The sequence below is a fragment of the Streptococcus sp. FSL R7-0248 genome (assembly GCF_037967965.1).
In the GTDB taxonomy this organism is placed as follows: Bacteria; Bacillota; Bacilli; order Lactobacillales; family Streptococcaceae; genus Streptococcus.
Window position 1 is genome coordinate 1,845,171 of sequence record NZ_CP150201.1, and the last position, 12,593, is coordinate 1,857,763.

Annotated in this window: 12 protein-coding genes; all 12 read right to left on the reverse strand. The window is 41.3% G+C overall.

Features of this window, described 5'->3' with window-relative positions; genetic code table 11:
- Window positions 1–45: 45 nt before the first annotated feature.
- The 12 genes from NYE32_RS08405 to NYE32_RS08460 all read right to left on the reverse strand — a co-directional run bounded on the left by NYE32_RS08405 (window position 46) and on the right by NYE32_RS08460 (window position 12,567).
- The gene (locus NYE32_RS08405) at window positions 46–441 is read right to left on the reverse strand and encodes a hypothetical protein (protein ID WP_048790204.1); all 396 of its coding nucleotides are present in this window, start codon (window positions 439–441) and stop codon (window positions 46–48) included.
- Window positions 442–594: 153 nt separating this feature from the next.
- Entirely contained in the window at window positions 595–1,122 is a 528-nt protein-coding gene (locus NYE32_RS08410) for a VanZ family protein (protein ID WP_155198273.1), read from the reverse strand.
- 1 nt (window position 1,123) lies between these two features.
- Window positions 1,124–2,233: a 23S rRNA (adenine(2503)-C(2))-methyltransferase RlmN gene (gene rlmN / locus NYE32_RS08415; RefSeq protein ID WP_155198322.1), complete on the reverse strand. Its 1,110-nt coding sequence runs from the start codon at window positions 2,231–2,233 to the stop codon at window positions 1,124–1,126.
- Between the two features lie 63 nt (window positions 2,234–2,296).
- Window positions 2,297–3,025, reverse strand: coding sequence for a YutD family protein (locus NYE32_RS08420; protein ID WP_155198274.1), 729 nt, complete (start codon window positions 3,023–3,025; stop codon window positions 2,297–2,299).
- A gap of 54 nt (window positions 3,026–3,079) precedes the next feature.
- Window positions 3,080–4,435, reverse strand: a complete 1,356-nt coding sequence (locus NYE32_RS08425; protein ID WP_227071962.1) for a metallophosphatase — start codon at window positions 4,433–4,435, stop codon at window positions 3,080–3,082.
- 273 nt (window positions 4,436–4,708) lie between these two features.
- A complete protein-coding gene (locus NYE32_RS08430; RefSeq protein WP_002884558.1) occupies window positions 4,709–4,939 on the reverse strand; it encodes a Blp family class II bacteriocin in 231 nt (76 codons plus the stop codon).
- Window positions 4,940–5,418: 479 nt separating this feature from the next.
- On the reverse strand, window positions 5,419–6,762 hold the full coding sequence (locus NYE32_RS08435; protein ID WP_339156988.1) for a DEAD/DEAH box helicase: 1,344 nt from the start codon (window positions 6,760–6,762) through the stop codon (window positions 5,419–5,421).
- Between the two features lie 73 nt (window positions 6,763–6,835).
- Window positions 6,836–7,858, reverse strand: a complete 1,023-nt coding sequence (gene mraY, locus NYE32_RS08440; protein ID WP_198463631.1) for a phospho-N-acetylmuramoyl-pentapeptide-transferase — start codon at window positions 7,856–7,858, stop codon at window positions 6,836–6,838.
- A 1-nt stretch (window position 7,859) separates the two neighbouring features.
- On the reverse strand, window positions 7,860–10,127 hold the full coding sequence (pbp2X, locus tag NYE32_RS08445; RefSeq protein WP_037602531.1) for a penicillin-binding protein PBP2X: 2,268 nt from the start codon (window positions 10,125–10,127) through the stop codon (window positions 7,860–7,862).
- Between the two features lie 3 nt (window positions 10,128–10,130).
- A complete protein-coding gene (gene ftsL / locus NYE32_RS08450; RefSeq protein ID WP_002891750.1) occupies window positions 10,131–10,451 on the reverse strand; it encodes a cell division protein FtsL in 321 nt (106 codons plus the stop codon).
- A 2-nt stretch (window positions 10,452–10,453) separates the two neighbouring features.
- Complete coding sequence (rsmH, locus tag NYE32_RS08455) at window positions 10,454–11,404, reverse strand: 16S rRNA (cytosine(1402)-N(4))-methyltransferase RsmH (RefSeq protein ID WP_002888254.1); 951 nt, start codon at window positions 11,402–11,404, stop codon at window positions 10,454–10,456.
- A gap of 113 nt (window positions 11,405–11,517) precedes the next feature.
- Window positions 11,518–12,567, reverse strand: coding sequence for a hypothetical protein (locus tag NYE32_RS08460; RefSeq protein WP_142246488.1), 1,050 nt, complete (start codon window positions 12,565–12,567; stop codon window positions 11,518–11,520).
- Between the last annotated feature and the right edge of the window lie 26 nt (window positions 12,568–12,593).

The following is a 12,593-nucleotide window of genomic DNA, read 5'->3' on the forward strand; positions in this document are numbered from 1 at the left end:
ACAAATGGTTAATAATAGACCTCGTATAAGTCTCGTATGATAAGGTTACTTCCAATAGCGATAGATTGTGCCATCTTCTAACTGAAAGTAACCAATATAAGTCAATTTCCCAAAATCAGTAGACTCTGGCAATTGATAAGCAAAGGAGTCAAAATTATAGACCTTGTGCCCATCATCAATAGAGTAGCTATCCTTATCGTGGATAACTGATTCGTCCTTCTTGGGGTTCCAAATGCGTCTGATTTCATCAGATGTCTTATACTCTCTGACAAAATTGTACAATTCAAAGTTAGTTGCCTCACTGAGATAGCGACCATCGGTGTTGTAGTTAGCTAATTGAGGCTCTCTCTTAGACTCAGAATAATTCCAAACCTGTCCTCTTTCTCGCATGATATCGGCATCACGGCCACTTTGATAAGTATCTGCCTTAACCATCGTCATTGTTACTCCTAACGTTAATACGGTGACTACTGTCATCATTAAGTGTTTCATTATTTCTCCAAACGTGTTTATTCATTTTTCCCTCTTTTGAATATGTTGTATTTGTATGATAGAAAATAAGTGAAACCTGGGACGCGTAAGCTCCCAGGTTTTTTACTCTTTAAAATGCGTTTGAATCAGTTTTACAAGAAGTCGGTAGACACCTAGTGCCAGCAAACCTCCTAAAGTATTGGTCCATAAATCATCTAACTCAAAGACACGATTAGCATCAATGAGAAGGTCTAGAATGACTTGTCCAACCTCAATCGTCAAAGACATGACAAAGGTCGCTAAAAGGACCTTTTTCCAAGACCTGAATCTTGGATACAAGGCTAAAAGCCCTAAAATCAGCGGACTCAGCAAGAAAATGTTGGTCACATTTTGCCCAAGCACAAAGACAATCTCTTTAAGACTATCCAGCTGATAAAAGTTGGTCAAACTATTGAATGGGGTTAATAGGACCACTACACGACCAAAATGTTGAATACCAGGGGTTTCAACACCTTCAACTAGCCCGTACTGGGGTGTCCAACATAGGAGCACTAAACAAAGGAGATAAGCACAGACCAAAACTTGGCTTACCTTTCTTCCTTTTGGTGTTAGTTCTCCGTCCTTATCTACCCAAGTCTTAAGCTGAAACATCTTACTTACCTTCTGATTTACCAGAAGCATCTGCCACTGCTTTTTGACGGTCGCGTTTCATAGTGTTTGAACGCAATTGTCCACAAGCAGCATCGATATCTGTACCGTGTTCTTGACGAACGACACAGTTAACCCCGTTTTTCTTGAGCACATCGTAGAAGGCCGCCACACGTTCCTTGGTTGAACGACTATATTGGTCGTGCTCTGATACTGGGTTATATGGAATCAAGTTGATGTATGACAACTTACGGATTTTCTTAGTCAAATCAGCCAACTCTTGAGCGTTTTCAGGGTGGTCATTGACCTCATTAAGCATGATGTACTCAAAAGTTACACGACGGTTGGTTGTCTGGATGTAATACTCGATCGCTTCAAAGAGTTTTTCAAGTGGGAATGAGCGGTTAATACGCATGATGCTTGAACGAAGGTCATTGTTAGGCGCGTGAAGTGATACGGCAAGGTTAACTTGAACACCTTCGTTAGCAAATTCCTTAATTTTTGGTGCCAAACCAGATGTTGACACTGTAATGTGACGCGCTCCAATAGCAAGACCATTGTCATTGTTAATAGTACGCAAGAAACGAAGCACATTGTCATAGTTATCAAATGGCTCACCGATACCCATAACAACCACGTGGCTGACACGTTCACCATCGCCACGGTCATCAAAATATTTTTGTACCAACATGATTTGTGCCACAATCTCACCAGCAGTCAAGTCACGTTGTTTCTTAATCAAACCACTGGCACAGAAAGTACAACCGATGTTACATCCAACCTGAGTTGTCACACAGACAGACAAACCGTAGTGTTGACGCATCAAAACAGTCTCAATCAACATACCATCTGGCAATTCAAAAAGATACTTAACTGTACCATCTTTAGATTCTTGAACGATACGTTGTTTCAATGGGTTTACGCAGAAATTCTCATTCAACTTGGCAATGAAATCTTTAGAAATGTTGGTCATTTCTTCGAAAGACTGCACACGCTTCTTGTAGAGCCAATCCCAAATTTGAGTCGCACGGAATTTCTTTTCACCGTGTTCCATAGCCCAGTCGATCAACTCATCACGAGTAAGACCATAAATAGAAGGTTTGTAGCCTTCCATATCCTCTAACTTCTGACGTTTACGGCGTTCTGGTTTTGCTTGTGTTGTTACTTCTGACATAGTTTAATTTCCTTTTTTTCTGATTGTAAAATGCTGACCATCTGACTTGGTCTGGCTTTGTTTCTTCGATGGGGTGTTTTGACCTTTAGATTTTGGAGCTTGCTTCTGACTCTTCTTGAAGTTAGACTTACGCTCACGGCCACCGTCCTCGGATCTAGATTTAAACTTAGGACGACGCTTGATTTTCTCAAAGCTTGGGCCCTCTTGATCCCTATCTCTTCGTTTGGACTTGTCTGGCTTTTGCTTAGCAGAAGCTTTTTGCCCCTTATTCTTTTGAGAAGCATTGTGCTCTCTATCTCTAGATTCCTGAGAAGAATGACGACGATTATTAGAACGACGGCGCTTGCGACGAGGCTCAGTCTCCTCTTCAAAGACAATTAATTGCGGCTCTTCATTTTTCAAAATAAAGTAGGCACAACCAAAGGCACAGTATTCACGTAAATACTCTGACAATCGGCTAATGCGGTCTGTCTTACGCGTATTAGGGCGCTCGTCCTCGTAAAATCCCTTAAGGCGAAGCTGGTCATTAGACCAGTCCCCAACAATATAATCATACTTGAGCATGATTTCAGAAAAACGTTGCCTAAAGCGGGTAGCGTCTAAAGCATCCTTGTGATTTTCAAGAACCGTAAACTGACAGGCATCTGATTTCAGAAGGTCAGCCACATACACAAAGTCTGGCCCTGGATATTTATTATAATTAAACATTTCTGGCAAGATTTCTTTACGCATGTGCCATCCTTTCTGCTCTCTCTTATTTTCTATCCTGATGCTGTAATAATGTCTCTATATCTTATCCCAATTGGCACCATTTTTTCTTAAATACTTGGCCACAAGTTCCCTTAACAAATCCGGAAAAAGAAGAGTGACCTCCTTTTCCTTGATTGTAGGGAAGTAAGAAGCAAAGTAGTACTGATCCACAAGGACCAAACTAAACTTCTCATTGGAATCTACAACCCTTCTATTATACAACAAATTACCGTTTTTGTAAGCAAAATTCCCCGTAATTACTTCACCAAATGTCTTCCCTCTAAATCCCATACCTTTAATAGCTTGGTTTTTAAGGAGTTCAGCCTTGGTAAAAACTTCACGACAGATTTCCTTGAGTTCTTGTCCTGTCACGACTAGACGCGCCATCCGCATCTGATGGGGAAGGGCTTCTTGAAGGTCTGCCATGGTCACTTGAGGACCTAAAGTCTTCATGATAAGTCCAGTATTCAAAAGCGTTAACTGGCTATCGGTCTCCTGACAAACAGCCTGTAAAACCAATTGGCAGGTCTCATCAAAATCTAGTTCTCGACCTAGATTAGCTACTTTTTTCTGAGCTAAACGACGATGGCCTTCCTCACGCATAGCCTTGATAAAGGTTTCGTCCTCCTTGTCTAAATCCAAGATATAGGACTTGGTGGGGATAGCCTCAATCTGACACTCTATCAATTGTCCATTTTTCACAGTAAGATCAATACAGCCAAGATAATAACCATATCTGTCAGCAGCTGCCAAATAAGTCTCATTAATCAACTTGCCCTCTTCAAAAAGGTGATGCGTGTGACTCCCGATAATAAGATTCACCTGAGGGTAAGTCTCTGCAATCTGCTCATCATAACGAACACCTAGATGACTAAGAACGACGACTATGTCTGCATCCTTTACCTCAGGGCGAGCCAAATCCTCTTCCAACTGCGTGAGTGGATTCAAAACCTCCCAACCGTTGGGAGCATAGGTAATGTAATAGGGAAAGGTATAGGCCAAGAAAGCAATTTTTGTACCTACTTTAGTTTTGTGGATAAGATAGGGCTTGGCCCATTCAGGCTGTCTCCCCTTATCCTTGAGATTTCCTATGATAGGTTGAAAATCAGCTTGCTCATAAAGACAGTCTAGCTCATTCTTAGCTAGACCAATCCCCTCATTATTTCCAATAGTCGCATAGTCTATCCCCAACTCATTCATCATGGCTACATTAAAACGCCCAGCTGTCGCATCAGATAGGGGATGGGACTTATCCACATTGTCCCCAAGATCTACCTTAATCAGCTCTCTATCCGTCTGACTCAAATCATCCACGGCTCGCTTGAGTTGTGGATACTGTTCAAAATGAGAGTGTAAATCATTGATATGAAGAATTCGAATCGTGTCTTTCATGACTCCTATTGTAGCACTTTTGCTATAAAAAAACTTGACAATCATTTTGCCAAGTTTTTACATGCTATTTTTCAAACAGGAACGTATTCCTAGTTAACTTTCTTTTTAACATATTCTTCTGCGAGATGATAGACGTCATCTGCTAGGGATATACTGACATAGATGCACACAATTGAGAAAATTTCTCCTCTAAAGTGTTGCCAAGCAAAGAATATAAGCCCATAAATTAGTAGCGCAAGTACTATTTGGCCAAAAAATTGACTCAGTAATCGCCTAATAACGACAAATAAGTCCATAAGTAATCCCATCTTTAATACCATAACCAATACCCTTTAAGGCTGCACCTTGCCAAGTACCTGTTTGAATACCACCTTTAATGGCTCCTCCAACAGCCCCGACGCCTACGGCAGCTGTAGCTCCCCAAAAACTACATGCTCCACCCTTAACAGTAGAAAGATCTTCGGAATTAAGTGAGTTAAAATTGTTAATGATTTGTGTCGTCATTAAAACAACCTCCTTTAAAATATTTTTTAGCCTTTTCTCAAAAGCTATGATTGTATTATAGATAGAAAGCCAACAAAAAAGTAGTGACATAAATGTCACTACCTGATTTTGAGAGTTGACTCAACTAATAACCTCAAACTTACACATTATTTTACTTTAAACGGAAAGCTTCTTAAAAATGGCTGTGATAAAACTATTTAAAATCTGTCATAGTTTCAGTTCTTAAGACAGCCAATTATTTTGCGAGTGTAGTGAGCATATACTGAGACTTGTCACTGTGATAATGACGACTAAGACTTTGTAGTCATAAGCGTTGGGAAGTTTTGAGACCTTAGGCTCAAAAGAAAAATATATCTTCAAACTAAATAAGGTCTTTTGAGTTTCCAAAAAGTTTGATAATAATCAAAAAAGCTGAAACACTTTGGTTTCAACCTCTTGAATTTTTAAATTAAAATTTGCTCTCACCTAGAAGCCAATACTTAGAAACTTTGCTTCTTAGCTTTACGCTCAGCACGTCCCTTAGCACGGTTAGCTGCACGGCGTTCACGTTTGCGTTTTTCGTCAACCTTCCACTGAATTTTCTTCTTGTAGCCAGGCTTGATTTTTTTCTTTTTCTTCTTAACCAAACCAATCATTTCCGTATCAAGTTTTTGATAGGCTTTTTCACGGTTGGCACGACGGTCACGGTCATAGGTATCTTGAAACTCGCCGTCCTTATAGACTTTCGGCTCAAAGGTAATCCCCATCTTTTCAAGCTCACGAATATCTGAGTCATCACTTGGTTGATAGAGGGTGATGGCTGTTCCTGACAAGCCATTACGTCCAGTACGTCCCACACGGTGAACAAAAAAGGACAAGTCTTGAGGGATGACGTCATTGATTACATGGCTAACCCCTTCAATGTCAATCCCACGCGCTGCAAGGTCAGTCGCTACTATATACTCAAACTCAAGCTTCTTAACTTGATTCATGATACGTTTACGTTCACGTGGTGGAATACCGCCGTGAATTTTGGCAACCTTAAGACCATTTGACACTAGGTAACTGTGCAAATCGTCAGCACGTTCCTTGGTATTAACGAAAATCATTGCTAGATAAGGCTGCATCCCCTTAAGCATCTCAAGAATCTGTTCATTCTTGTTGCGACCCTTGGTAGATACCAACCAGTTATCAATGGTATCCGCAATAACTGTTGAAGTTTTAATTTGTTCCATGACTGGATTGGTCAAATACTTCTTCAAGAATGGTTGCAATTTTTGAGGAATGGTTGCTGAGAAGACCAAAATTTGAACTTCCTTAGGCAGACTTGCCGCAATCTTGTCTACAGTATCCAAGAATCCCATATCCATGGTCATATCAGCTTCGTCAACAACAAAGGTATGGGCCTTGTGGATAGCCAAGTCCCCAGACTTAACTAGGTCATAAATACGACCTGGTGTCCCGATAACAATATGAGGTTGTGCTACCTTGAGTTTCTCAATCTGACGTTGCTTGTCTGTACCACCCACATAGTTGACCACACGAATTTCAGTCTCAGAGTGTTTGGCAATTTGTTTTGTCGCTTGGTAAATTTGTGTCGCCAATTCACGTGATGGTGCTGTAATAACAACCTGAACATCACCACTCTTTGGATTTAGTTTCTCAAAAATTGGCAAGAGGAAGGTATGTGTCTTCCCTGAACCCGTCTTTGATTCACCAACCAAATCACGACCTGAACGGACTACAGGAATCAATTTCTGTTGAACAGGTGTTGGCTCTTTAAACTTAATCTCGTCAAGAGCCTCCTGAATAAATGTTTTAAAATTAAAATCTTTAAATGACATATTTATTTACTTCTTTTCTATCTAGTCTATCCTTATCATTATAACAAAAAAAGAGCATTTCTGCTCTTTTCATTTATTTCATAACGTTTCCAAGAACCATCCAAAGGGTAATGGCACTTGCAAGCGCTCCAACGGTCCAAAGGAAAGCATCAACCTTCCACTCTGACCATTTGTCACCCTTACCTGAAAGACCACCCAATTCGAGGTGATGGTGAAATGGTGTCATACGGAAGATACGACGGCCTTCTCCATACTTACGCTTAGTGTATTTGAAATAGCTGACCTGTAGCATGACAGAAGCTGTCTCAAAGACATAAACCACACCAATCAAGAGTAGCGTCCATTCTACACGTAGGGCAATAGAGATAACCGCAAGCATAGCCCCAAGTGACAAGGAACCGACATCTCCCATAAAGACCTTGGCTGGCTTGTGGTTAAAGACGAAGAAGCCAAGAAGTGCCCCAATCATAGTGATAATGATAGTCAAGATAGCGAACTCACCCTTGACAAAAGCGATAATTCCATAGGCAATCAAGCTGATAACCACAGAGATAGAAGCTAAACCATCAATACCGTCTGTCAAGTTCACAGCATTTGAGAAACCAACAATCCAGAATAGGACAAAGAGAACATAAAAGACACCGAGGTGAATGGTTAATCCACCAATAGCTAGGCTATCTGTCCCACTAGGGAGTACGTGGATAAAGTAGAAAAGCAAACCAGCAATAATCTGCAAGGCCATCTTTTGCCAAGGTTTAAGTCCCTCATTGATTTGACGGAAAATCTTAAGGAAATCATCAAGGAAACCGATGATTCCATAAATCAAAATGACAAAGAGAATCCCCGCTGTGGCACCATAGGCTTGGTGTCCCTCGCTAAAGACGTGGAAGTTGAAAATCAAGCTAACCAAGATGGCAACCACTAGGAAGACTGTCCCTCCCATAGTTGGTGTTCCAGCCTTAGCCAAATGCTGCTTCACATCTTCATGCATTTGTTGGCCACCGATTTTCTTGATTTTGTAGTAAGTAATAAAGTGAGGCATGGCGAGCACCGTCAACACAAAGGCGGCCACACCTGCTATCAGACTCATAGTCATCTTAGTCTCCTAAAGTAATGGTAATCTTCTTGGTTTTAGACAGGGCTTTTCCTGCCGCAACACTTTGTTTGGTAACAGTCCCTGACTTGCCACCCTTATAAGTAACTTTAATGCCTTTCCATTTGGCAAAGGTTTCAACGTTCTTCTTGGTCCAACCATACATGTCTGGAAGTTCTGTGAAATCATTGGTCATGATAAGAATCTGTTCATTAGCCTTGATATTGGCTTTGGCATCTACAGAAACCTTCTCAATCTTATCACCAACACCCAGAACAATCGGATGAATCAAGTTTTGACGAAGGGTGTTAGCTGTCTCGCCCGGACTCTTACCGATAATATCGCCGGTTTGATAGCTCGTTTCATCGGTCTTTCCACCACCTTCAGAAACAGAGGTATCAAGCGTATCACCCATGGACATAGCTTCTTCTAGGACAGGGTTAACCACCGTCGCATAAAAATTATTATCCCAGGTCTTAGGTTCCTGAACTGTTACATACATAACATATTGTGGATCATCAGAAGGAACCATAGCTACAACTGAGTTGAGCGTTTCGTTGGTCCCAACTTTATAGGTTCCTGTTTTTTCATCGGCCACTTGGGCTGTTCCTGACTTAACCGCAACATCATAGTTACCAACCTTAATGATTGGCGAACCTTCAGACTTGTTGTACAGGGTACCAAACTCTGGGTCTGTACCAACAGAAATCATATAATTACGGGTCTCAGAAGCAGCCTGCTTGGAAACTGGCTTACCAATAACTTCTTTCTTAGCCGTACGAACAGTGCCTTGGTTAACATCTGCAACTTGTTTGATAAATTGAGGTTCCAACATAACACCATTGTTAGAGATAGCTGAAAAAGCACGAAGCATCTGAACCTGAGTCACTGAAATCCCTTGTCCAAAGGATGATTGCGCAATATTCACAGAGTTTCTTGAGACAACCCCTGAAGATTCACCTACCATCCCAAAACGGGTTGGAAGTCCAAACTTATAGAGTGATAGGTAGTTTGACCAAACCTTGTCTCCCATCTCTTGTTCCAACATGGTCATCAAAACGTTACTTGAATAAGAGAAGCCTTGAGCAAATGACATGGTTCGGCCTGACGAGATACCTTCATTAATAGACCAGTCATTGATTTCAACATCATCAACCTTGATACCGTTGGCATTGCTATAGGTCGCATTAGGATTGAAACTTCCGTTATTGATAGCCGATGACAAGAGCATGACCTTCATGGTTGACCCTGGTTCATATTGGGCCTCATAAAGTCGGTTAACCCAGTCATAACTTTTCTTGGCTTGTCCTTCGAGGGTATCAGAGTTATAGGTAGGACGTTGTGTCGTCGCAAGAATTTCACCTGTTTTTGCATTGACAACTGTCGCTGAAGCATTGACACCTTGCGTCTGCTCCATAAAGGTATCCATCTGCGTTTCTAAGAAGGTTTGGAGAGGCGCTGACAAGGTTGTATAGATGTTCTTACCATCGATAGCTTCCTTGGTAATGGTTTCCGTACCTAGAAGCGTATTACCGTTTTTATCCTTTTCATAGATGGCCTCTCCATCTGTTCCAGTCAAGAGGCTATTGAGCGAGCGCTCCAAACCAGTTTGACCAATTAAAGAATATGAGCCGTCTTTTTTATTTTCAACAGCTTCGGCACGACCAAGAAACTCTGACGCGAAGGTTCCATTAGGGTACATTCGTGACGTTGTTGCTTCAAAGGCCATCCCCTTAATTCCCGCATCTTTAAAGGCTTTTTCTAGTTCTTCTTTAACAGAGTAGGTAATTCCCTTCCCCTTTAGCCCAAAGGAAACCTGGTAGGCACCCTTAGTACGCAATTGGGCCAAGGAATCACTCTTTTCAATTCCTAGCTTATCCTTTAAAATATCAGCAACCTTGTCAAACTGACTATCTTGGACATAGAGTTTTTCTTGAGTCGCTGATACATAACTGGTCGACACGATAGCGTAAATGGCATAACTGGTTGAATCCTCAGCCAAAACATTTCCATTTCGGTCGTAAATCGTCCCACGCTTGGCAGCCACCGTGGTCTTAGTGTTATAAGATTTAGCAGCCTGGGTAGACAAATCGACACCAAACTTACTGTCTGTCCCGATAATCACCACAAAGTTGATAATAAAGACGAAAAAGATAAAGATGCTGAGAACCATAAGGTTCTGACCAACGTGCTGTCGATTCTGGGCTGGCTTTCGCCTATCCCTAACGACATAGTTTAGAAATAAATGTTTAAGTTTTCTTAATCTGTTCATTGGTTACTTCACACTCTTAATACTATCGTTATTAATAGACAGGCCTGCCTTATTAGCAATCTCTTTAATACGGTCAGAGTTAGTCAACTCATTAACCGCCTGCTTAGCATTGTTAAGCTCTGTTTTTTCATCACTAATCTTGCTATTAAGGTCTGTGATTTGTTGCTTGATAGCCTGATTACGCCCTTGTAAAAATACAACAGCGATACTCATCACAATAGCTGTCAAAACAATTGCCGAATAGAAGGCCTTTTCCATACGCGTCATAAAACGAATATGGTTTCTAATGGCTCTATTAACAATCTGATGTTCCTTATTTTCCATAATTATTTCCTGATTTTTTTAGCCACACGCAATTTAGCAGAATGCGAGCGGTTATTAGCTTCTAATTCTTCCTGACTAGGTAGGATTGGCTTACGATTAACTAAGGCCACCTTAGGCTGGAGGTCTTCAGGAATAAAAGGTAGACCTTTAGGCACATCTACCGTACTGGCTTCCTTGAAAAGCTGTTTAGTCAATCGATCCTCCAAAGAATGGAAGGTAATGACCGAAATACGGCCATCTACAGCAAGTAAATCCAAGGCCTCTTGAATAGACTCATCCGCAGCACCCAGCTCATCGTTCACTTCGATACGAATAGCTTGGAAAATTTGCTTGGCTGGATGGCCCTTCTTCTTCAATTCCTTAGCAGGCTTAGCTGATTTAATGATTTCCGCCAGTTCCGTCGTGGTCTCAATTGGTTTAACCTGACGAGCCTGTTCAATCTTACGTGCAATCTGTTTAGAGAACTTGTCCTCACCATACTTGAAGAAAATACGCACCAAATCGTTGTAAGGATAGGTATTGACCACATCGTAAGCAGTCAGACTCGCCTCCTCATTCATGCGCATATCCAGCTTGGCATCCTGTTTATAGGAGAAACCACGCTCACGCTCATCCAACTGTGGGCTAGAGACACCCAAGTCATAGAGAATGCCATCAATTTCAGACACCCCCAAGGCTTCAAGGTTGGACTTGAGATTACGGAAATTATCCTTGATGAAAGTCACCATACCCTTATCAATATAGTCCTTGAGACGCACTTGAGCATTATCAATAGCCTTTTGGTCCTGATCAAAGCAGTACAAATGACCCTTTTCAGATAATTGCGACAAAAGATAAGACGAATGTCCTGCGCCACCCAAGGTCGCATCAACATAGATGCCATCGGGCTTGATATCAAGCATATCAACAGTTTCGTGTAAAAGAACGGTTACATGGTGAAATTCATTAGTCATAACTTTTATTATAGCACAAGAATAGAGAAATTGTCTCGTTCTGTAAGTTGACAGGATAGTAAAAGAGCCAGACCCGAGGCCTAACTCTTTAGTTACTATATCATCTGATAAGATTAATCCACTCTGTAAAAATAGCTTTCCTCAGATGGCACTCCATTCGTCGCTAGAATACGGTCCTTACTGTTATCTCCCGCATCACTTGCATCACTAACTCCCTTAGGACAAAGCTGAATTGGAGTATTCCCAACTGGACTAGAATCAACATAAGTTAAGGTATATATACCAGACACATACTGATTCGGTGAGACTTTGTCGATAGGATAAGTATAGCCCCAGAAATCCAACTGTCCATCCGAAGTAATGATGATGGTCTTTCCATTTGAAGATTTCCATGTTCCTACAGCTGATTTGTAATTGCCATTTTTGAGCTCATCAGGCTTAAGAGCTGATGAACTTGTTGGCGTTTGTGACGCTGTGCTAGAGCTACTAGTAGAGGCGCTGCTCAGGTCCTTCCAACCCCAATTAGAGAGATCAACCTTGTCTGCACCCGAATCACTGTCATCTTTTACAAGAGACTGGCCATCACTACTAAAGTGGTAGCCAGAACCTCCACCAGCCATAGCACCAGCACTACCATAGTAGCTAAAGGTGTCATCCATGAGGTAGGCCAATGTCATACGCTCACCCAACATGCCCAGTTGTGGACCTTCTGTCAGACGAATCACCTGACCACTATCCTTAGAGATAGTGTAAATATCCGTAATCACATGTTCTTTAAAGAGTTTACCTGGCTTAAAAGCAAGAATCAACTCATCAACACCATTACCATCCAAATCACGATAAGTATAGACCGTTGAGGCAGGACTTGTTTGAGAATTAGCATAGGTCACAATGAGAGAATTAAGTGAGGCATCCGTTTGGTTGTTGGCCACGGCCGTTTGGTACTTACTAATGATGCTATCATAGGCAGAGGTATCTACCTTTTTCTCCTGACTAGAGCTTGAGCTATTACTCGTGCTAGAGCTTTCACTACTACTTGATTGTGACTGCTCTACTGATGAAGATGAAGTCGTCGAAATCATGTCATTTTGCTGGTTTGAACAAGCTGCTAATAGGACTAAACTAGATAATCCTGTCACTAATGCTAAAACTTTATTTTTCATTTCTAATCCTAAATTCCTTTTCTCTA